This is a genomic window from Psychrobacter sp. S4(2024) (assembly GCF_036861305.1).
GTDB lineage: Bacteria > Pseudomonadota > Gammaproteobacteria > Pseudomonadales > Moraxellaceae > Psychrobacter > Psychrobacter cryohalolentis.
The window spans coordinates 97,930-119,568 of the sequence record NZ_JAZAQR010000003.1 but is presented as its reverse complement, the minus strand read 5'-3'; the positions used below and the strand labels follow the sequence as shown (position 1 = coordinate 119,568).

At 43.7% G+C, this 21,639-nt stretch carries 18 protein-coding genes; 9 read left to right on the top strand and 9 right to left on the bottom strand.

The genetic code is table 11. The features are described from left to right. Nucleotides 1-73: 73 nt before the first annotated feature. Complete coding sequence (locus VLA57_RS08450; RefSeq protein ID WP_133105369.1) at nt 74-1,273, top strand: sugar transporter; 1,200 nt, start codon at nt 74-76, stop codon at nt 1,271-1,273. 114 nt (nt 1,274-1,387) lie between these two features. Here VLA57_RS08450 and arfB read toward each other — a convergent pair whose 3' ends face one another. Next, on the bottom strand, nt 1,388-1,801 hold the full coding sequence (gene arfB / locus VLA57_RS08445) for an alternative ribosome rescue aminoacyl-tRNA hydrolase ArfB (RefSeq protein WP_133105368.1): 414 nt from the start codon (nt 1,799-1,801) through the stop codon (nt 1,388-1,390). Between the two features lie 379 nt (nt 1,802-2,180). Here arfB and uvrA point away from each other — a divergent pair, with 379 nt between their 5' ends. Continuing rightward, nucleotides 2,181-4,742 (top strand): excinuclease ABC subunit UvrA, encoded by a 2,562-nt coding sequence (gene uvrA / locus VLA57_RS08440; protein WP_133105367.1) that lies wholly within the window; start codon nt 2,181-2,183, stop codon nt 4,740-4,742. 31 nt (nt 4,743-4,773) lie between these two features. On the opposite strand, the gene VLA57_RS08435 is transcribed toward uvrA, so the two are convergent. The 5 genes from VLA57_RS08435 to VLA57_RS08415 form a co-directional block, all read right to left on the bottom strand. Next, entirely contained in the window at nt 4,774-5,607 is an 834-nt protein-coding gene (locus VLA57_RS08435; protein ID WP_133105366.1) for an HpcH/HpaI aldolase/citrate lyase family protein, read from the bottom strand. A gap of 143 nt (nt 5,608-5,750) precedes the next feature. Further along, a complete protein-coding gene (locus VLA57_RS08430) occupies nt 5,751-6,512 on the bottom strand; it encodes an SDR family oxidoreductase (RefSeq protein WP_133105365.1) in 762 nt (253 codons plus the stop codon). Nucleotides 6,513-6,677: 165 nt separating this feature from the next. Further along, entirely contained in the window at nt 6,678-7,472 is a 795-nt protein-coding gene (locus VLA57_RS08425) for an SDR family NAD(P)-dependent oxidoreductase (protein ID WP_133105364.1), read from the bottom strand. A 3-nt stretch (nt 7,473-7,475) separates the two neighbouring features. Then, nucleotides 7,476-8,483, bottom strand: a complete 1,008-nt coding sequence (locus VLA57_RS08420) for an NADP-dependent oxidoreductase (protein ID WP_133105363.1) — start codon at nt 8,481-8,483, stop codon at nt 7,476-7,478. A 221-nt stretch (nt 8,484-8,704) separates the two neighbouring features. Further along, entirely contained in the window at nt 8,705-10,510 is a 1,806-nt protein-coding gene (locus VLA57_RS08415) for an acyl-CoA dehydrogenase (RefSeq protein WP_133105362.1), read from the bottom strand. A gap of 181 nt (nt 10,511-10,691) precedes the next feature. Here VLA57_RS08415 and VLA57_RS08410 point away from each other — a divergent pair, with 181 nt between their 5' ends. Next, nucleotides 10,692-11,750, top strand: coding sequence for a GlxA family transcriptional regulator (locus VLA57_RS08410; protein ID WP_133105361.1), 1,059 nt, complete (start codon nt 10,692-10,694; stop codon nt 11,748-11,750). 221 nt (nt 11,751-11,971) lie between these two features. Here VLA57_RS08410 and VLA57_RS08405 read toward each other — a convergent pair whose 3' ends face one another. Beyond that, complete coding sequence (locus tag VLA57_RS08405) at nt 11,972-13,189, bottom strand: LD-carboxypeptidase (RefSeq protein ID WP_133105360.1); 1,218 nt, start codon at nt 13,187-13,189, stop codon at nt 11,972-11,974. Nucleotides 13,190-13,504: 315 nt separating this feature from the next. Between VLA57_RS08405 and VLA57_RS08400 the strand changes: the two genes are divergently transcribed. Then, nucleotides 13,505-13,990, top strand: a complete 486-nt coding sequence (locus tag VLA57_RS08400; RefSeq protein WP_133105359.1) for a YkvA family protein — start codon at nt 13,505-13,507, stop codon at nt 13,988-13,990. Nucleotides 13,991-14,136: 146 nt separating this feature from the next. Here the strand turns inward: VLA57_RS08400 and VLA57_RS08395 are convergent, their stop codons facing one another. Together VLA57_RS08395 and VLA57_RS08390 are read right to left on the bottom strand one after the other, a co-directional pair. After that, entirely contained in the window at nt 14,137-14,442 is a 306-nt protein-coding gene (locus tag VLA57_RS08395; RefSeq protein WP_133105358.1) for a hypothetical protein, read from the bottom strand. A 105-nt stretch (nt 14,443-14,547) separates the two neighbouring features. Then, nucleotides 14,548-15,105, bottom strand: coding sequence for a hypothetical protein (locus VLA57_RS08390; protein WP_133105357.1), 558 nt, complete (start codon nt 15,103-15,105; stop codon nt 14,548-14,550). Between the two features lie 278 nt (nt 15,106-15,383). Between VLA57_RS08390 and dnaQ the strand changes: the two genes are divergently transcribed. The 5 genes from dnaQ to nth all read left to right on the top strand — a co-directional run bounded on the left by dnaQ (nt 15,384) and on the right by nth (nt 21,569). Next, a complete protein-coding gene (dnaQ, locus tag VLA57_RS08385; protein ID WP_133105356.1) occupies nt 15,384-16,982 on the top strand; it encodes a DNA polymerase III subunit epsilon in 1,599 nt (532 codons plus the stop codon). A 150-nt stretch (nt 16,983-17,132) separates the two neighbouring features. Next, nucleotides 17,133-18,815, top strand: a complete 1,683-nt coding sequence (locus VLA57_RS08380; RefSeq protein ID WP_333954805.1) for a hypothetical protein — start codon at nt 17,133-17,135, stop codon at nt 18,813-18,815. A gap of 68 nt (nt 18,816-18,883) precedes the next feature. Further along, nucleotides 18,884-19,879: an NAD(+) diphosphatase gene (nudC, locus tag VLA57_RS08375; protein WP_133105354.1), complete on the top strand. Its 996-nt coding sequence runs from the start codon at nt 18,884-18,886 to the stop codon at nt 19,877-19,879. A gap of 99 nt (nt 19,880-19,978) precedes the next feature. Continuing rightward, complete coding sequence (locus VLA57_RS08370; protein WP_133105353.1) at nt 19,979-20,821, top strand: RnfABCDGE type electron transport complex subunit B; 843 nt, start codon at nt 19,979-19,981, stop codon at nt 20,819-20,821. A gap of 52 nt (nt 20,822-20,873) precedes the next feature. Next, complete coding sequence (nth, locus tag VLA57_RS08365) at nt 20,874-21,569, top strand: endonuclease III (protein ID WP_133105352.1); 696 nt, start codon at nt 20,874-20,876, stop codon at nt 21,567-21,569. The last annotated feature ends 70 nt before the right edge of the window (nt 21,570-21,639 follow it).

The following is a 21,639-nucleotide window of genomic DNA, read 5'->3' as shown; positions in this document are numbered from 1 at the left end:
TTTCTATGAACATCTCACTTCCTGCCCCGTTTTTACGCTAATTTTTTAGCATTCTTTCTGACCGTTGGATCATATGAAACATAACCTTGAGGTGAGCTCAGAAGCTCGCCGCACTCAGTATTTCCAAGTATTTTTGATGGGGGTTAGCGCCTTTATCATGAATACCACCGAATTTGTCCCTGTTGCCCTATTAAGCGACATCGCCCAAGATTTCTCTATAACCACGGCAGAAACGGGCTGGATGTTGACCCTGTATGCGTGGATTGTCGCGGCCATGTCATTGCCATTGATGCTGCTGACCAGTCGCTTTGAGCGCAAGCGTTTGCTGTTGGCGTTATTTGCGGTATTTATTGCCAGTCATGTGTTGTCAGTATTTGCTTGGAGCTTTGAAGTGCTGCTCATCAGCCGAGTTGGCATTGCGCTCACGCATGCGATATTTTGGTCCATCACCGCAGCGATTGCGATACGTGTGGCACCAGAGGGCAAAAAGGCGCTGGCGCTTAGTGTGCTTGCGACTGGTACGTCATTAGCGATGGTCTTGGGTGTGCCTTTAGGACGCGTGGTCGGTCAATGGTTTGGCTGGCGCGCGACTTTTGGTGGTATTGGCGGGCTTGCCCTTATCGTATTTATTCTGCAAATGAGACTGTTGCCCACGCTGCCTAGTATGTTTGAAGGGTCTTTTAGAAAGATTCCAGAGTTGCTCAAAAACCCTTTATTGGTCAGCCTATATGTACTTATTTTGCTTGTCTTTACCGCACACTATACCGCCTACTCTTATATCGAACCTTTTATGCGGCAGGTTGGGGCAATCAGTGAAAACGCTGCGACTATTGTGCTGCTATTGTTCGGTGTCGCAGGGATTGCGGGTAGTGTAATTTTCAGTCGTTGGGGTGATAAATTCAATACCAGATTAATGCTGATATCGACGATACTGATACTATTGTCTATGCTCATGCTGTTATTTGCGGTAACCTCAATATGGGCGCTCAGCTTGATTGCCCTACTCTGGGGCGCGGCGCTCATGCTGCTTATCATCTCCATGCAAGCCAAGGTCATCATGGTCGATGTCAATGCACAAGACATGCTGATGTCGATGTTTTCAGGGATTATCAATTTAGGCATTGGGACGGGTGCACTGTTCGGAGGCTATGCAGTAACGCATATTTCACTATCGAGCGTGGGCTATGTAGGGGCGGCTATCGCGGTTATGGCATTGCTACTGATGCTATTTATGATAAAGCGCTTTCCTGAGTTAAGCAGAAGACTTGGTTAGCTAAGGGCAGATTAACCAAAGTTCATTCAGCGCACAAAAAAATGCCAGCCACTTAGATGGGCTGGCATTTTGCTTTTTGATTAATTGTGAAAATCCACCTTCAAATCAGTCTATTTAAAAATCCACCTTACCGCGTAATACTTTTGTTTTACCGCGCTGAGTTTTTTGATCGACACGTTTACGCTTAGCATTTCTGCTCGGTTTGGTCGGCCTGCGTGTTTTATTGACGTAAGTAGCTTTGGTGATAAAACTTTGTAAGCGCTCAAACGCATCAATTTTATTACGTTCTTGGGTACGAAATTGCTGCGCCTTAATAATGAGCACGCCTTCTTTGGTAATTCGGCTATCTTTACTATCAAGCAAACGCTGCTTAATGACATCGCTTAAGCTTGAAGCATGGATATCAAAACGCAAATGAATCGCAGAAGAGACTTTATTGACGTTTTGCCCGCCTGCGCCTTGCGCACGTATGGCGCTAATCTCTACGTCACTGTCATTTAAACTAATGGTATTGCTGATAAAAATCATAGGATGCTTTTATAAATAATTGATAGTTATGATTAATGATAAACCATTATCAGCTACCTCGCCACTTGCCAGCTCTCCCACTTCAAAAATCCGCATGTCTTAAAAGCAGTTTTTCAAAACTTACAAGCCGAAATTCAGAGATGAAACCTTATAAATGTTATTGTTTGGCATTGCTATGTCTGTCATCTGTCTGTAAAGCGTAAGCCTATCTAAGGATTCGATATTGACATGCTAGGATGGTTTTAAGTTGCCAAGATACTGCTTAAGCCAAGACATTGCTTAATTAGCTAATTATTTAGCAAGCAGTTTCTTGGCCAAAACTTTACCCGTCTTTTTCAAAATAAAGCTAAAAATACGATTTGATAGGAATAACTGTTTTATGACCACTAAAAATAAAAAAGTAAAACCCACTGCAAAAGTTGATGACAATGCCACTAAAAATATCGCTTGCGACCCTGCTCACAGCATCCAAGTCAGAGGCGCAAGGGTTCACAATCTAAAAAACGTCGATGTTGACTTGCCACGTAATGCCCTTGTGGTATTCACGGGTATATCAGGCTCAGGCAAATCTTCACTGGCATTTGGTACTCTTTTTGCTGAGTCGCAACATCGCTATCTTGACTCCGTATCGCCCTATGCTAGACGGTTAATTGATCAAGTGGATCAGCCTGACGTCGATTCGATAGAAGGCTTACCACCTGCCGTCGCCCTGCAACAACAACGAGGTACGCCATCTGTACGCTCATCGGTCGGTAGCGTGACGACGATTTCAAATGGTTTGCGCATGCTCTACTCACGAGCGGGCGAATACCCCGCTGGTCAAGACATACTCTACGCCGACGCGTTTTCTCCAAACACGCCAGATGGCGCTTGCCCTACTTGCTCCGGTATTGGCCGCGTGTTTGAGGTGACAGAAGAATTACTAGTTCCTGACAATACCAAAACCATTCGCGAACGCGCCATTGCTGCTTGGCCGCCTGCATGGCAAGGGCAAAACCTAAGCCGTATACTGACCTCACTGGGCTACGATATTGATAAGCCGTGGAATACCCTGCCCCAAAAAACCCGCGATTGGATTCTCTTTACCGATGACACACCAGCAGTCCCTGTCTATCCAGAGTACAACATTGAACAAGTACGCGAGGCGATTAAAAAAGGCGAAAAGCCCAATTATAAAGGGACGTTTACCAGTGCAAAGAATTTCGTCTTGCACTCTTTTGCTAGCACTCAAAGTCCGCGTACCAAAAAGCGCGTTTCCCAGTTTATGCAAATTTCTGAATGTCCAGAATGCCATGGCAAAAAACTCAAAAAAGAATCGCTATCGGTGAAGTTCGCGGGTCTTGATATTGGTGAACTGTCTCAATTAACCCTGACTGAAATGGCACTCAAACTTCAGGATGCTGCCAAGACCAAACCAACTGACAACATGCCAAACCGAGAAAAGGCCATCGTTGCTCAACGTATTGCCAGTGACATTCTGTCTCGAGTTGAGGCTCTGACCACACTAGGCTTAGGGTATCTGTCACTTGAACGTACTACACCTACTTTGTCTCCGGGTGAGCTACAACGCCTAAGACTTGCTACCCAAATTCGCTCTAAACTGTTTGGTGTGGTCTATGTGCTTGACGAGCCGTCTGCTGGATTACATCCTGCCGATACTCAAGCGTTATTGGGCGCATTGGATGAGCTGACAGCGGCTGGTAACTCGTTATTTATTGTTGAGCATGATGTCAGCGTGATTCGGCACGCCGATTGGATTGTCGATGTGGGGCCAAAGGCTGGAACCCATGGCGGCGAAGTTATTTACAGTGGCCCTGTAGCAGGCTTGCGGGACGTTGCGCAATCACGCACAGGACAGTATCTTTTTGAGACTGACGGGGCGGTTGAGCATACCCCAAGAAAAGCAAAAGCCTCGCTACAGCTGGTCAATATCGAACGCAATAACTTGCAAGGGCTAGATGTTGCGTTTCCATTGGGAGTGATGACAACGGTGACGGGCGTATCAGGTTCGGGCAAATCAAGCCTAGTCAGTCAAGCGCTGGTCGATCTCATTTATAGTGAATTAGGGCAGAAGACAATCATCGAAGCACCGACTGGCGAAGCTGATTTACTAGAGCAAGAGCTAGAAACTCAGACCAGTGGTAAGATTGCTGATGGTATGGAACATGTGAGTCGACTGGTGACCGTCGATCAAAAAGCCATCGGTCGTACGCCGCGCTCAAACCTTGCCACTTATACCGGCCTGTTCGATCATGTGCGCAAATTATTTGCCGCAACGCCAGCAGCAAAGGCACGACGTTACGATGCCGGTCGCTTCTCGTTTAACGTTAAAAAAGGCCGCTGCCCAAATTGCGAAGGTGTTGGTTTTGTCAGTGTTGAGCTACTATTTCTGCCGAGTGTTTACTCGCCATGCCAAGTGTGTCATGGGCAACGCTACAATGATGAAACCCTTGAGATCACTTATCGAGACAAAAACATCGCTGAAATCCTCGATCTCACCGTCGAATCTGCTTATGAATTCTTTGTAGAAGAAGCACCTATCCTACGAGCATTAGACGCGTTGCTAAAAGTCGGGCTTGGCTATCTCAGGCTTGGTCAACCCGCGACCGAGCTTTCGGGCGGCGAAGCACAGCGCATTAAGCTTGCCACCGAACTGCAACGAACACAACGAGGAGACACGCTTTATATCCTTGATGAACCAACAACTGGCCTGCATCCTTCGGATGTGTCGCTATTGATGGCACAATTGAACGGACTCGTTGACGCTGGTAACACTGTGATTATGGTCGAACACGACATGCAAGTCGCTAGTAACAGTGATTGGATTATCGATATTGGGCCGGGCGCTGGTGATGAGGGCGGTCTTATTGTGGCAGAAGGCACACCAGCAGAAGTCGCAAAATCAAAAGCCAGTCGTACCGCGCCTTTTTTGCTGTTTTAGTCTGTTAGAGCGCATTCTATTAAAAAACATCTTATGAACTCAGCAACTGACGGCAGCGCTCAATTACGGGCGCGTCGACCATTTGACCTGCTATTTTAAATACCGCTTGCCCGCTCCGCTCGTATTCTTCTATCACACGTCTTGCAAACTCAATATCGGCGTCAGTCGGTTGCAGAGATTGCTTAACAGTTGCTACTTGCTTTGGATGGATACAAAGCATTCCGGATATGCCCATTTGTGACCATAATTGCACTCGCTGCCCAAGCCCCTTACCATCGTTAAAATCAGTATAAACTGTATCAATAGGCGCTAATAATTGATGTACTTTTGATGTGAGTAAAAGCTGATAACGAATTTGATTGGCAATAACATCTGCTGCCGCTGTACCTACGTGCACCTGTAAATCATTGCATAAATCTAAAAACCCATAGCTAAATGCAAGCAGTCCAGCAGATTTTGCCATACTATCGATTTGATATAAACCAAGCGCTGTCTCTATTAATGCAATGACGGGCAAATCCGTAAGTTGATGCACACTTTCAATATCTGATGCTTGCTCAGCTTTGGCTAGTAACACGCCAGCGAGATTGGGCATTTTCTGACATAACACCACGTCTTTGAAAAACTCCTCGCTACCTGCTTTATTGATGCGTACCCAAATCGGCTGATAAGCCTGACTATTATAATAAACTTGTAAATCTTTGCGAGCTTGCACTTTGTCCGTTGTAGCAACCGCATCTTCTAAATCCACAATCACTGCATCTGTCCCACTGGCAAAGGCTTTTTCCACTCTATCTATGCGAGTGGCTGGAACGAATAACCATGTTTTGATATTGGAAAATTTTTTAACAATAGATGCTTGCATGCTTTATTCCTTCCTTAAATACTATTATTTCAAACAATGTTACTTAAAATATTAGTACTTACTATAACCAAATAAAAAACCGTATGCCATTTATCAGCATACGGTTTTAGAAATGGCTCTACTTTTAGAGGGCGAACGGCTAACTAAGCCAACATCCCGCCATCAACGACTATCGTTGCGCCCGTGGTATAACTTGAGGCGTCAGACACTAGGTACAATACCGTGCCAGCCATCTCGTCAGGATTAGCCACGCGTCCTAATGGAATCGCATGGAGCGCCATTTTTAAGACTTTATCATTGGTAGTCAATGCTGAGGCAAACTTAGTATCGGTCAGACCAGGCAGCAGCGCATTAACACGAATGTTTAATGGGCCACATTCTTTGGCAAAAGATTTGGTCATGCTAATGACAGCAGCTTTAGTGATTGAATAAATGCCTTGCTTGTCACCCGCGACTAAGCCATTGACCGAAGCCGTATTTAAAATTACTCCGCCGCCCTGCTCGCGCATCATCTTGCCTGCTGCCGTCGACATAAAGAAATAACCACGAATATTGACTTCGACAGTTTTATCAAAAGCCGCTAAGTCCGTATCTAAGATATGCCCGTAGTAAGGGTTGGCAGCGGCATTATTGACCAAGATATCGATTTGACCGAACTCACTTTTGATGTGCTCAAAAATCGCATCAATCTGATCCATATTTCCGACATGGCACGCAAAGGCACTGGCTTTGTGACCATCAGCGACAATGCTATCGGCGACCGCTTGGCAAGCATCAATCTTGCGACTAGAGACAATGACGTGCGCGCCTCTAGAAGCTAGTAAGCGTGCAATAGATTCGCCAATACCGCGACTAGCACCTGTGACCAAAGCAATCTTACCCGTTAAATCAAATAAATCTTTCATTATTATTCCTTATGTTTTGAATTAGCTATTCAGTCTTTTATCGTAGATACTTAATAAATTATAGTCAAAAAACTGCAAATCCATTACAAGGCAGCCGAGCGTAGATAGTACGCATAGTACATCGAGCGAGGCTAACACCGTAATGATTTAGCAGTTATTTGACTATTAAGCCAACATGCCACCATCAAGGGTAAACGCATGACCATTCATAAAGCTACTTTCATCGCTCGCCAGCCATGCAATCGCACCGGATACTTCATCAACTGTCCCTAAACGGCGTAGCGGGCTGGCATTAATTGTTGCTTTTTGCGCGCGCTCGCCCATCTTCGCCATGGTATTTTGTACCATTGGCGTATCAATAAAGCTTGGACAAACGGCGTTAAAACGAATATTGACGCGCGCATATTCATGAGCAGCAGACTTCGTCAGTCCCATCACGCCATGCTTCGCGGCGCTATACGCTGACAGTAATGGTGCAGAACGCAGCCCTGCGATAGAGGCGACATTAATCACATGACCGCCGCCATTGGCTGCCATACAAGTAACAGCCGCACGCATGCAATGCCAGACGCCTTTTAGATTAACGGCAATATTACGGTCAAAATCATCATCACTTAGCTCATGCATCGGTGCAGGCTGATGGTCGATGCCCGCATTATTTACCACGACATCAAGACCACCCAGCGTTTCCATGGCAAAGGCAAACAATGCACGTACTTCATCACCGCTAGTGACATCGACCTTTTTAAAGACGATACTATTGCCAGCATCTTGACCTTGCTTGGCAACGGCTGCGCCCATCTCTTCGGCCATATCACCGATAACGACTTTTGCGCCGCGACTGGCTAACAATAATGCACTTGCCGCACCGATGCCAGACGCACCGCCCGTGATTAAAATACGTTTACCAGAAACGTTACTGGCTACGTCTGATGCAATTCCATTTGTATTCAGTGTCATGATTTATCCCTCTACCTTAAGTACCAGTTTGCCGAAATTTTCACCTTTAAAGAGCATCATCAAAGTATCAGGGAACGTCTCGATACCTTCAACGATATGGTCTTTTACTTTCATATCACCTGACTGAATCCAGCCAGCAATCTCTTTCATCGCGATTGGATACTCTTTGATATTATCAAAGACAACGATGCCTTCCATACGGGCACGATTGACCAATAATGACAGATAGTTTGACGGCCCTTTTACCGCTGTGGTGTTGTTATATTGGCTAATCGCACCGCAAATCACGATACGCGCGCGCAGATTAATTTGCGTGAGGACGTCATTTAAGATATCGCCGCCTACGTTGTCAAAGAAGACATCGACGCCGTTTGGACAGGCTTGCTTTAAGCCTTTTTTGACATCCTCATTTTTATAATCTACCGCAGCATCAAAACCTAGCTCATCGACTAAGAATTTACATTTCTCAGCACCGCCTGCGATACCAACGACTCTGCAGCCTTTTAGTTTGGCAATTTGTCCAACTAAGCCACCAACCGCACCCGCAGCACCAGAAACAACGACTGTCTCGCCAGCTTTTGGTTGACCAGTTTTTAATAAGCCAAAGTAACCGGTCATACCCGGCATACCGAGCACGCCTAAGTAATAAGATAAGGGTGCAAGGTTTGGATCGACTTTGTATAACCCAGTACCGTCACTGACCGCATACGACTGCACGCCATTATGACCACAGACATAATCGCCGACGGCAAACTTCTCATGCTTACTTTTAATCACTTCGCCCACGGTACCCGCACGCATCACCTCACCAATCTGTACCGGTTCGATATAAGATTTGGCATCGTTTAACCAGCCACGCATCGCTGGATCCATCGAGATATATTCAATTTTTATCAGTAACTGACCGTCTGTGATGGTCGGTAGTTCTGACTCAGTATAATCCCAAGTCTCCGCACTCGGTGCGCCAACAGGTCGTTCTTTTAAGCGCCACTGCTTATTCATTGTTGTCATTATTTATTCCTTTAAATTTTTATAAAAAGCCATTGGTATCGTTTACTTAAAAAGAGTTTATTCAAAATAAGACAAATATATTAAAAAGCGTTCTTCTGGGATAAATTTTTCTCGCTTGCTGTGCGCTTTGCACTCCAGAGGTTTCGAAAAATTCATTCCAGCATCACATTGGTCGTATTATTCAGGCATGTTCTTATGTTGAAAACATTCCAAACAGTCACTTAAAACCATTCTGCTTGCATATTGGTACATACCGCATTGTCATTATTTAACAGTTCGATATCGCGATTGATTAACGGCAATTCCCAATCGATAAAGTATTTTGCTGCTTGTAGTTTGCCATGATAGAAGTTTTGTTTCTCAACGTCGGTTGTATCACTTAACAACTGTTCCGCTTTGCTAGCTTGGCGAATCCAAATCCAGCTGACCACGATAGAGGCAAAAATATTCATTAGTGCTTGTGCGTTGCCAGTCAGCGTTAGTGCTTTTTCCGTTTGCAGGATTTTGCTTAAATGCACCAACACTTCATGCAAATGACCCATATAAGGCATCAATTTACCGGCAAGTTTGGCGGTTTCTGGTGTGCTGATACTTTCTAAGTCTTGAGTGATTTCACGTTTGAGAATTTGAATACCAAGACCCTTGTTTTGCCATAACTTACGGAATGACAAATCTAACGCTTGCACACCATTTGTGCCTTCATGAATGGGATTAAGACGATTGTCACGCCAAAATTGCTCGGCTTGATACTCGCGCGTATAGCCTGCACCGCCCAATACTTGAATGCCTAAATCATTGGCTTTTGGACCATATTCAGAGGGCCATGCTTTTAATACTGGGGTTAATAAATCTAGCAGTTCTGATAGCTCAGCTTTTAGTGTTGCATCTTCACAGGTATTGATACGGTCAATCAGATTTGAGCCATATAGACAGAGTGATATGCCGCCCTCGCTGTAGGCTTTTTGCGCAAGCAACATACGTTTGACATCACCATGATTAATAATCGCCGTTGCCGCGTCTTCAGGTTTGTTATTCGGTGCAATTCTGCCCTGCGTTCTGTCTTTGGCATAATCAAGCGAGTATTGATAACCACGATAGCCAATCATCGCAGCACCAAAGCCCACCGCGATGCGCGCTTCATTCATCATCTTAAACATGTAGCGCAAGCCGAAATGCTCTTCGCCGATAAGATAGCCATAGCACTCGCCTGCATCACCAAAGCTTAATGCGGTAGAAGTCGCGCCTCTATAACCCAGCTTATGAATGAGACCCGTTAAATGCACGTCATTGCGCTCGCCAACCGATGCATCATTATTTAGACGATACTTAGGTACGGCAAATAAAGAAATGCCTTTGACGCCACCAGGACCGCCCGGCACTTTGGCTAGTACCAAATGCACGATATTGTCAGACAATTCGTGATCACCCGCTGAGATATAAATTTTGCTGCCTTTTACGCGGTAAGAACCGTCGTCTTGTTTGACGGCAGTGGTTTTGATATCGGCAAGCGATGAGCCAGCATGTGGCTCAGTTAACGCCATGGTGCCGGTAAATTCACCCGTCAACATGCGCGGCATAAAGGCATTTTTAATCTCATCACTGGCGAAATGTGAGATAACATTAATCGCTGCAGTGGTCAAAAACGGATAAGCCGTCGTTGATGGGTTGGCCGCCATAAAATAGCCTGCCACTGCGGTCATAACCGTTTCGGGTAATTGCATGCCACCATCGCCAAAGCTATAACGACCAGCGATGAAGCCCGACTCACGAAACGCATCAAAGGCAACTTTTACGTCACTTATCATGCTGACTTTTTTGCCATCGAACTGTGGCTCGTTTTTATCTGCTACGTGGTTGTGCGGTAAAAATAGCTGAGTCGCGATTTTATTGGCGGTGTCGAGTACCGCATCAAAAGTTTCGCGGCTATGTTCTGCAAATTTTGGATGCTCGGTTAAATGTTCAGTGCCCAATACATCATATAATTGAAACGGTAACTCAAAGTCATTGATAAGCGTATCTGCTGCCATAGTATTCTCGTTAACTCATTAAATTTGGTGATGCATCGATATTAATCTAATTTTTCGCCTTGCCGTATTGTCATTTATGACATAATTATGGTCAAATAAGACATAAATAACACTTATTCTTAGAAAAATTAGATGGAAAACGTTATTTTCAATAAGCGTTTCTAAAGGAAATTACACAATCATGCCCTACTTCAAACCGTTTAAAGTCATCATTGTTGGTTTCGATGGCGTGCTTGGCAGCGTACTAGCTGGGGCGCTGGATTTATTTTCATTTACTGGGGTCAGCTGGCAACGCTTTTTGGATGAGGAAGTAGAACCCAGATTTAATGTGCAGATTGCTAGTCTGGGCGGTGTAGATATCAGATGTAGTAATCGCTTAATTATGCAAGCGCATTGCGATATTCAGGAAGTCACAGAGTGCGACTTACTATTGATTCCAACCATTGGCGATTCAATCGATAAAGTACTGAGTCAAAATAGCGATTTAATTCCACACATAAAGCGACTGGCAAATACCAAAGCGGATATCGCTAGTAATTGTAGCGGGGCTTTCTTTTTAGCAAAAACAGGCTTGCTCGATGGCAAAGTAGCGACTACTCATTGGGGCTATGCCAGTAAGTTTAAGGCAGATTTTCCACTGGTTGATTTGCAAGAGAATCAATTTGTCACTCAATCAAAGAATCCATCAAAGAACCAATCAAAAAGCCAGCCAAAAAGTGATTCAGCACACCAATCAGGCAATATATTTTGTGCGGCAGGTGGTAGCGCCTTTTATGACTTGGGATTGCTATTGATAGAGCGTTATTGTGGGCGTGAGATTTCTACCCAAGTGGCAAAAACCCAGATTATTGATAGTAAAAGAGGCAATCAAAACAGCTATACCAATGTGACGTTGCATAAACCACATTCAGATCAACTGGTTAAACAAGTACAAGAGTTTATCGAGGAAAACTTCAAGCAATCTATTCAAGTTAGCGGCTTGGCAGCCATGGTAAATATCACCCCACGCACGTTAAATAGACGCTTTCAATCCTGCGTTGCGATGCGCCCGATTGAGTATATTCAAGCAGTCAGAATTGAGCAGGCAAAGCGCTTACTGGAATTGGGCGATGTGACGATAAAATCGTTAGCGGAGCAAGTTGGTTACGATGATATTTCCTCATTCACTAGGCTTTTTAAACGCGCTACTGAACTGACCCCGAAAGAATATCAGGATAAATTTTCACGCTTGGCGATTTAACTTTATAGTAGATTTTTTAGAAGTAATACGTTGCTGCAACAAATGTATCACAGCAACAATTTTATATAATTAATTCGATATAAAAACGATACAGCGAGACGAAAAGTTGTTTTTCGCAGCATCTGTCGGCGTAGGCACAGCACGCAAGAAAAACAACTTTTCATTGAGCGATTTGATAGTTACGTATCTGATTTATTTAGATTCGACTATAGACCTAAATTTTATTGCCATAAGCCTTCGACATGAATGGCATCGGCTTTAATCGTTAGATAATCACTAAATACTAACTGATAGCCATCGACTGTATTTGGACTAATCTGACACATCGCGCCAAGTGGAAAGCTGTGCTTTTGTCCAATATGACCAAAGCGCATGCCGCTATAAATCGGCAATCCTGTCAGCTTATGCAATTGACGAATTACGGTGGCGACATCATAACGCTTGTCATAGCTATCCTCACCGCTACCCGATAGCGCGCCAAACACGATGGCTTGCTGATCTTTAAATACGCCTGCTAAATACAAATCATACAGCATGCGCTCAATACGATAGGCTTGCTCACCGACATCTTCTAAAAATACGATACCGCCAGCAATTCGTGGCAAATACTCACTGCCTGCCAGCGCTGACACCACGCTCAGATTGCCACCCCACATAGTGCCCGTTATCGTTTTTGGCTCAGAGGTCGCCAAGATACTCAGTAAATTCGGACTGGTTAAAGAGGCGTCTGGTATGTTGATAGCCAGATTTGGATTGGTTAATGCTTCCACAAATTGTCGACAGCTGACTTGGTCGGGTTTGGTTTTGCCAAACTCACTATAAAGCATCGGCGCGGCAAGCGAGCTCATGCCTCCTTTTGCCAGTAGCGCACACTGAATAGCGGTCACATCACTAAAGCCCGCCAGTATCGTGCCACGCTCCTTCATAATGCGTCCCAGCGTTGACCAATCAACCATTGGCAATAGACGCACAGCACCATAGCCACCGCGTACACCAAGTAGCAGCTTTGGCGCTTTGATCGCACCCGTGGCGATATTTTGCAGATCACTTGCTCTTTGCGAATCCGTACCTGCAAAGCGCAAATACTGCCGAGTGGTAATCGTAGGATTATCGACTTTAAAACCTGCACAAGCCATGCGATCTAACGCCAATTCATTACGCTCGTCACTACCACCGACATTAGAGCTGGCAAAAAGCCGAGTCTCAATATTCGGCGTGATACAACTCGTTTGCGCCTGCAATGTTTCGGCCGCTGCTTGTTGTGATGCCTGTCCTGATGGCAAATCATCTTTGGTCAGTTGCGTGCTGTTATCTTGCTCAGTCGTATTAGCAGCCAGTGCTTGAGTGATGCTTTGGGTCGCTAACAGCCCTGCCCCTGCGCTGATTCCGACTTGACGTAAAAACTGACGACGATTAAGTCCAGAAGATATCTTGGTCATTATTTTACCTTTTGTACTATTCAGTTAATGCTTGTTTAACAAGGATACTTCTTTAGCATTGATGGTTTAAATGCACGCGATTTCATTTAACATGCGCTAAGCCTTTATCTTTGAAACATTGCATTATAACGGAAGTTGAGACGGCAATTTGGTTTAAGATTGTCTAGGGCAGCTCAACCCATTGTTAGGCTAGTCAACAAAACAATACAGAATCACCCATCGTCTTATTTGGATGAAGTCGCTACTCTTGTTATAGTAAAGAACGATTAATCGCAATAAACCATAAATACATACTGATACAAAAGGATCATAAGCATGGCTGACGAAGAGAAAGACAATAAAAGCCTAATGGATAGTATTAGACTCATCTTGGGTAAAGAAGACAAAATAAAAGACCAACTTGAAAACGGTCGTGGTCTTGAGCGTTATACCAAGGATTTACTATTGCTCATGAGCTTGGTAAAAGACTACTACCAAGGTAACTATCGTAATATCCCTTATAAAACTATTTCAGCGGCAGTGGTTGGTCTGCTCTATGTTATAAACCCTATTGATCTTATTCCAGACTTTATCCCCTTTATCGGTCAAATCGATGATGCCTTGGTACTAAAATTCTGTCTTAAGCTCATGGAAAAGGATTTATTGAAATACAAAACTTGGAAGGATAAACAAAGCGCATCTAAAGATAAAGACTCAAAGCCTACTAATAAAAAGCTCAAAGATAAAAGTACGGAAAAAGCAGATAAAGACGAAGAGTCTAAAGCGGAAGACGATAAGGTAGATACTAAAAAGTCGTCATAGCTATTTAGTCATCTATATTAAGTGATATACCTAGCATAACTTAATATAGCATTTGTTATAAAGACACGGTCAATGAGGTACACATTGACCGTGTCTTTATATGAGAGCAACCATATCTTTATGGAGTTTACCTATCTAATAAACCATTAATCCGGCACATCATAACGGGCTTTTTCTGGATTGAGACCGAACGAATAGACAAAGGTCGCAACGAGGCTGTTTATAACGATGAACGGCAAATCAATAGTGGTATGTCCAAGCACGTAGCGACCGATGAGCCATGAGACAATCAGCATAACAATAAAGAACCCGCCCAAATATGCCAAGATAACTGGATGCTTAAGATTGTAAGGCTGCTCAGGTTCAGGTTTTTTGTTTAATACATAGGTTCTTATCGCCCAACCAGCCGCATAAGAAAATCCACCCAACACCACATAACTAAAAAAATTCATATTACCTGACTCTAATGATACGACGGTTTATAACAAAATTGTATTGATAAAAAAGCACTTTTTATCATAAATAACAGATATGTAGTATTGACTGATAATACCTAACTAAATAGTCTCTTTAACATTATCAATGACAATATTGGCATGAGGATTGGACAAAATATCAGTATTAACGTCATCACATTCGACTCTATAAATAGTGTTTGCCCCTTTATAGATATAAGACAAGTACTCACTATCAAGTAGCGGGTCGATATTGGCATAAACAGGCTTAACATGAGCTAATACCAACACTCTATCCGGACGACCAATCACCGCATCGACATTATCAGGGTCTATAGAGAAAAACTGTGGTATGTCGCTATTTTCAATCACCTCTAACGGCTCAGCATCATCCCAAACACGTTTGGCACTTGCAGGCTCTTTCATCTGCATGACCCATGCGCCGCCCTGTTGGCTGACTTTTATTTGCGCCGGCTCATCATGACTGACGGTGTAACAGCCCTCAAAGATAGATAAATCTGCTACCTTCTCAACCTTTTTGGTATCCGCTTGAGTATTACTATCATTACAAGCGCTCAAAAGCAGCATACTGCTCGCAGCCATCGCAATCATCAAATGGCTAAGATTTTTAGAAGAAGATTTTGAGGCTAATGACATCATAGGGTAATCCTGAATTCGAGCATTGAAAGCTTTAGTTAAGCAAATTATAGTTAATGTCTGGCTAGACATATCCTTACAACCGCTCTATTTTAACAGAAAACGATAAGCTTACTATTAGGATATCTGTTTTTGGTTTTTTGTGCATGGCAATTGCCCCTATTAACGCTGGATTTGTTATACTCAATTCCAACATAGGTAGCTAGAATTAACCTCCAATATATCAGTGAAATCGCTTCGCTATATCCTGTATTTATTCTCTATTAGGTCAGTAAATTTTTATGTCAGAAAATCGCAGCGCAGCGCAGCCATTTAACACCAGTAATGCCATAAACCCATTGGCTGCCAAAGCAGACACTACGGTTGCTTACACAGATGGCGCGTGTAAAGGCAATCCTGGTGCTGGTGGCTGGGGCGCTCATCTGATATTTAGTGATGGACGGACGCAGGATTTTTATGGCGGCGATAAAGAAACAACCAATAATCGTATGGAATTGATGGGTGCGATACAAGCGCTTACTCATAGCTCACATGAGCAGAAACTCGAGATTTGGACAGATTCAAGTTATGTCAAAAAAGGCATCACTGAGTGGATTGAAGGTTGGAAAAAAAGAGGCTGGAAAACGGCCAGTAAAAAACCCGTCGCCAATCAAGACCTATGGCAGCGACTCGATGAGCTCTGTCAGCGACGCGATGTTGATTGGCATTGGGTCAAAGGTCATGCTGGACATGCTGGTAATGAAAAAGCGGATGAGCTTGCGAACCTAGGTGTGACCTCACGTAGTGAAGATTTGATAACAGACGTTCAAGATAGTACTAAAAAAAAAGAGCCAATAATGGCTGATAAAAAGCCATCAAGCAGCGATGATTGGCTAAATTTTGATCCATTAGGTTTTGATATGATGGATGATGAGCTTGATGCCGAACTACTAGAGAATCAAAGTTATAATGACAGTGTAATAAATACTCATGCTTTCGCTGAAGAAAATATTAGTCCGTACAATGCCACCAATTCAATGAGTGCTATAGAAATGCCAGACGCCAAGACGCCCTTGATTGACACAAGCATCAATAACCATGCGTCCAACATGGTTACTAATGTTGAAGCAGATACGCCAAAATTCGATGGTGATACCAGCCGTGCCAATCCGTATTTTATACCGCTGCTACCCAAGCCAATCCATCGTCATGAATCAGATCGTCAGCTCATTATGGATACTGAGACCACCGGTCTTGATCCGCTAAAAGGCGATCGCATTATCGAAGTCGGTATTGTAGAGATGATCGGACGTAAGTTCACCGGCGAAAAGCTCCACGTCTATATCAACCCACAGCGCGGTATGGATGAAGAAGTTATTCGAATTCACGGTATTTCTGAAGCGTTTTTAACGGACAAACCAACCTTTGACCAAGTCGCGCAGTCGCTCTATGATTTTATGGACGGTGCAGAAGTCATCGCTCATAATGCTTCATTTGATATGAACTTCTTAAATATGGAGTTTGCCAAAGTTGGTATGCATGACTTTGCCGAGCGCGTAAAAGTAACCGACTCGCTGGTCATGGCAAAGCAGCAATATCCTGGACAAAAGAATACCTTGGATGCGCTCGTGCGTCGTTTAGATGTGGGCAAGCAAGACCGTACTTTTCACGGGGCATTACTAGATTCAGAGATTTTAGCTGAAGTCTATCTGGCGATGACTGGCGGACAGGTAACGCTAGGCATTGAGGATGACGCGCAAGCGGATGGCGGACACACAGCCCATGCTAGCTTTGCCAATTTAGCGGCTTTATTGCTTGAGTCACCTACTGATGAGAGCGCCAATCAAAGCTGGTATACATCGCTTGCAGAAGAATATCCTGATCTAAAAGCCAAAATGTAACCGTCTTTAAAATCGCTTCTTATATTGGCGATTAGAGAATATAGTCTTGATTATTATAACGATAAAAAGTAAAACCTTATCTAGCGCTATTTTTTAATTTACTCTCTAACTATTTGCTATTTTCGTCAGTATCTTATGGAAAAAATAATTATGAACCACTCTACGCAAATAAAATTGACCGCGCCAACGCTTAGCGTTACTGACTTTAATTTGCCATCGCTGCACTTATTGCACGATGAGGTCAAGGTCATACTCAAAGATACTGAGATTCATTTAGGCGAATTTAATGACGACAATAGCCAAGCGCCCTTATTATTAGACTCTATTATTGTATTAAAACAGCTTTCTTGTATTTTTGAGCTGATATCTTTGGTGGGTGCAGAGGCACTCAATAATGCGATTGTACACGGTTTACAGGAGCTTTATGACAGTGGCGACAATAGTGATATTGACTTAATCATGGATCTGTCCGAAGCGATCATGACGCTTGATCGTTATATTGAATTTGTGCTACTGACTGAGTCGGTAGAGCCTGCTTTATTACTACCTATTATTAATAAGCTGAATACTCATAGCCAAATAGCGCCTATTGCTGCTGATTATTTTTCTGCTTTTGGTAATAGTAGCGTCATTATCGCCAATCCTGAAAAGAATTTTCAGCCGCTAAATGAGCTCAACCTTGATCAAGAGCTACTGACCTATGCTTATCGTAGTGGGCTTGGCGTTACTTTGGTCAATCAGGATGGCAACATCAATCAAGATGATCAGCAAAAATTGGATGCTATGTCAGCTGCCTGTGCTTTGATAGCGAAAAATACCAGCAGTCTATTTTGGCAAGCAGCGTCCGCTGCGGTCACTGATATCGCAGCCATCCTGCCGCTTAATGTCACTCAAAAGCACACGCTTATTTATGTTGAGCAGCAATTCCAAAACTATCTGCCTGTCATGGATACGCGTTTTGCTGATTTGGTCAGTTTTGCCGGACAACGTGATACTGACGCGGCAAAAATGCTGCGCGATCAATACGCCGCCAACCGTTTAGAAGATCCACAGCGCCAGCAGATGGAGCGCTTCTTGTTTGGTCCAAACCGTGAGCTGACGGATACTTTGAATATCATTATCCAGACTCAAATCAATACGATTAAAGAAAATGTCGACAGCTATGCCCGTGGCGACTCAATCAATCCAGTCGATATGCAGACCTCGCAAATTATTGAAGAAATCACTACTTTAAGCTCTGCGTTGCATCTTCTTGGTCTATCTAATGCCGCCAATAGCCTGATTAAAGCGTCAGAAGCCGTCAGCACATGGCGCTCGCCTACTCCAGAAGATTTTGATCATTTATTATTGGCACTCATGCATGCAGAAAACGCGACCATCGCCATGGCTGAGATGCATACTCCAGGTGCAATTTATCTGCCGTTGAACAATCCTCATATCTCACTACATCAGCTGAATACCGCTTATGATACCTTGATAGAAGAGAGTCGTACGGCAATTGCCAGTGCTGAACAAGCAATCAATGACTACCTTGCGGAGCCTGAGCGCGATATTCTTAATATTCAAAATACCCCTGAAATGCTGCGTCAAGTAAGCGGTGCGGTGCGCTTCTTGCAATTGCCAACGCCTGCCAGTATGCTCAGTCAATTGGCAAATTATTTACAGCAACGTATCAATAGTGGTAATCGTATCGATGATGGCACCTTATCTTATATTGCTGATGTTATCATGGCAGTTGACCATCATCTAGACGGTTTCGAGAACAATCGCCCTGTCAGCAAACAAGCATTGGATGTTGGTCAGCATAGCTTAAGCCAATTGCTTGCCGCTTAATCGTTTATGTAAATTTTTATACAAAGACAAGCTGATATGAGCTTGTCTTTGACCGTTTGGAAACCTATATGATGATCTGCGCCTTTGTCCTATCTGATGAAACGATCTTATGTCGTCAAACGCCTAATGGCTGGTGGCCTTTACAGGTTGAGCTAGCACACTCTGATGTCAGTAGTGAGCAAGCTTATCAATTAGGACAGGTTACATTGTTTGATAGCGTAGCGCCCAATAGCTGGCTGCCGAGTGATGTAGATGATACTGATAACGCTAATGCTGTCACTGTACAAGCAAGCCGCGCTATCACTTATGATTATGCAATAGCACATAATATCGCCTTGCCCAGTATTTTAGACAGTGATGAATTAACAAGTAGTGACTTGGATAGTAGCGTTATTAGCAATGTAGAGAACAGTATTAACACTTTTATACCTTATCGACAGCTTATCACGCATCTGCCCATAGCATTAGCTGCTCAGCTTAGCCAAGCCATACAACTACTTCGTTGGCAAGCAGATACACGGTTTTGTAGTCGCTGCGCGGCACGCACTGTAGCTGCCAAATGCGGCGAGCGTGCCATGGTTTGTGACGTTTGTCGATTGCGTCAGTATCCGCGTGTACAGCCCTGCGTCATTACCGCCATTACTCGACCCAACCCGAAAACGGGTGAAATGCAAATTTTATTGGCTAATCATCATCGTTACGGTCAGCAAGAAACAGCCTCTCATTTATTACAGTCGCCCCAACCGTTACTATACGGTTTGATTGCAGGCTTTGTAGAAGTAGGTGAAAGTCTAGAGCATGCTGTGGTACGCGAAGTGGCAGAAGAAGTGGGTCTTAGCTTGTCCGATATTCGCTATGTGAACAGTCAACCATGGCCGTTTCCGTCTAATTTGATGTTGGGCTTTCGAGCATCTTATGCAGATGGCGATATCGTTATACAAGAAGATGAGCTATCACATGCAGATTTTTTTGATCTATCAAAGCTGCCAAAAATACCCTTTAAAGGTAGCATTGCTTATGAGCTGATTGCGCAAATTGCCAATGAGCAAGGTATTTTGCTTTAATCTATCATATCAACGCCTCATTCAGCATTTATCCTTACCACTATTATCCTATTTATTTTAATATCAGCATCTAGCACTGATATAAAGGTTTTACATTAAATGCAAAGCACCATGAATAAAAACAGCAATCATATCCGTTTAACCAATCTGCCAATCTTGTTCGATTCGCTGAAGATAGAAACATTGCCTGCTGATGTTCAGGAAAAAATTGCGCGCATTGATGGCAGCCTACCGCAAACACAGTGTGGTCTATGCGACCATGCTGATGGTTGCTTACCTTATGCAGTTGCTATCGTGATGGATGGTGAGCCACATAATAAGTGTGTACCGGGTGGTCAGCCAGTGACGGATACTATCGCGCAGATTATCGATGCTGATATGCCAACACTAAGCGCTGAACCTTCAAAATGGCCACTAGATGGTACTTCTCAGCGGCCTGTTGAAGTACGTGCCGTTATTCGTGAAGATGATTGCATTGGCTGTACCAAATGTATTCCCGCCTGCCCTGTTGATGCCATCGTTGGTACTGGCAAGCATATGCATACTATTTTTACAGATTTATGCACGGGCTGTGAATTATGTATAGCGCCCTGCCCTGTTGACTGCATCGATTTGGTCACGGTTGAGCGTACGCTTTCGACACCTGAGCGTACCCTTGAGCAAGAGGATTTGAGACAGCGTTATCATACCCATTTAAATCGTGTCAGCAAGCAACTTGCGGATAGCAGCAATAGTAGACCCGTGGTCAGCATGGTGGAGGCAAAACTGAATAATGCCGCCAGTCAGTCGTTAAATATCAGTGAAGCTCAAGCAAAAAACACTATTGCAGCGGCAAAGCTGCGCAGTAAAATTAAAAAGTTAGAAAAGCAGCTTAGCGTACGTCCCAATGAAAACAAACAAGCAGAGTTGAATGAATTAAAAGCTGAGCTTGCACAACTTTAATAGCCAATATCTACTTTGAATAACCAACGAACAAAATAATGGTAAAAATACCATGAGTAAAACCGTCAAACATAAAACTGCTGATACTCCGCCATCGAGGCACATGCCCAACCGTGATGTGCGTCCATTTTTTGAGAAGTTGGCGGCGACGATTGATGAGCCAGTGACTGAGCTCAATTATAGCAGTAACTTTGAGCTGCTTATCGCAGTCATATTATCAGCACAAGCGACTGATGTCAGCGTCAATATTGCCACCAATCAGCTCTATCCGGTGGCGAATACGCCTGAGGCGATACTCGCTTTAGGTGAAGAAGGTTTGAAATCCTACATTAAGAATATCGGCTTGTTTAATGCCAAAGCCAAAAACGTCATCAAAACTTGCCGTGACTTGATTGAGAAATTTAATAGCACCGTCCCTGATAACCGAAAAGACTTAGAGTCTCTAGCGGGTGTCGGGCGGAAGACGGCGAATGTAGTTCTAAATACAGCCTTTGGACAGCCGACGATGGCGGTCGATACCCATATCTTTCGAGTGGGTAATCGTACGGGACTTGCCACTGGCAAAAACGTCTTAATCGTTGAGAAGAAACTGGTCGAACGTATCCCCGATGACTTTATCGTTGATGCTCATCATTATCTTATTTTGCACGGGCGCTATACTTGTCAGGCTCGTACCCCAAAATGCGGCGCTTGTCCTGTTTATGACGAATGTATGTTTAAAGATAAAGCAGTATTTTTAGAGTTGTAATGTGAGCAGATGATAATGATCGCAAAGCATATCGACCAATATACTTATGCTAAATTATAATAATGTCATG

Coding starts and splice junctions, on each gene's coding strand:
- VLA57_RS08450 (WP_133105369.1), top strand. CDS start 74: ATGAAACATAACCTTGAGGTGAGCTCAGAAGCTCGCCGCACTCAGTAT.
- arfB (WP_133105368.1), bottom strand. CDS start 1,801: ATGATTTTTATCAGCAATACCATTAGTTTAAATGACAGTGACGTAGAG.
- uvrA (WP_133105367.1), top strand. CDS start 2,181: ATGACCACTAAAAATAAAAAAGTAAAACCCACTGCAAAAGTTGATGAC.
- VLA57_RS08435 (WP_133105366.1), bottom strand. CDS start 5,607: ATGCAAGCATCTATTGTTAAAAAATTTTCCAATATCAAAACATGGTTA.
- VLA57_RS08430 (WP_133105365.1), bottom strand. CDS start 6,512: ATGAAAGATTTATTTGATTTAACGGGTAAGATTGCTTTGGTCACAGGT.
- VLA57_RS08425 (WP_133105364.1), bottom strand. CDS start 7,472: ATGACACTGAATACAAATGGAATTGCATCAGACGTAGCCAGTAACGTT.
- VLA57_RS08420 (WP_133105363.1), bottom strand. CDS start 8,483: ATGACAACAATGAATAAGCAGTGGCGCTTAAAAGAACGACCTGTTGGC.
- VLA57_RS08415 (WP_133105362.1), bottom strand. CDS start 10,510: ATGGCAGCAGATACGCTTATCAATGACTTTGAGTTACCGTTTCAATTA.
- VLA57_RS08410 (WP_133105361.1), top strand. CDS start 10,692: ATGCCCTACTTCAAACCGTTTAAAGTCATCATTGTTGGTTTCGATGGC.
- VLA57_RS08405 (WP_133105360.1), bottom strand. CDS start 13,189: ATGACCAAGATATCTTCTGGACTTAATCGTCGTCAGTTTTTACGTCAA.
- VLA57_RS08400 (WP_133105359.1), top strand. CDS start 13,505: ATGGCTGACGAAGAGAAAGACAATAAAAGCCTAATGGATAGTATTAGA.
- VLA57_RS08395 (WP_133105358.1), bottom strand. CDS start 14,442: ATGAATTTTTTTAGTTATGTGGTGTTGGGTGGATTTTCTTATGCGGCT.
- VLA57_RS08390 (WP_133105357.1), bottom strand. CDS start 15,105: ATGATGTCATTAGCCTCAAAATCTTCTTCTAAAAATCTTAGCCATTTG.
- dnaQ (WP_133105356.1), top strand. CDS start 15,384: ATGTCAGAAAATCGCAGCGCAGCGCAGCCATTTAACACCAGTAATGCC.
- VLA57_RS08380 (WP_333954805.1), top strand. CDS start 17,133: ATGAACCACTCTACGCAAATAAAATTGACCGCGCCAACGCTTAGCGTT.
- nudC (WP_133105354.1), top strand. CDS start 18,884: ATGATGATCTGCGCCTTTGTCCTATCTGATGAAACGATCTTATGTCGT.
- VLA57_RS08370 (WP_133105353.1), top strand. CDS start 19,979: ATGCAAAGCACCATGAATAAAAACAGCAATCATATCCGTTTAACCAAT.
- nth (WP_133105352.1), top strand. CDS start 20,874: ATGAGTAAAACCGTCAAACATAAAACTGCTGATACTCCGCCATCGAGG.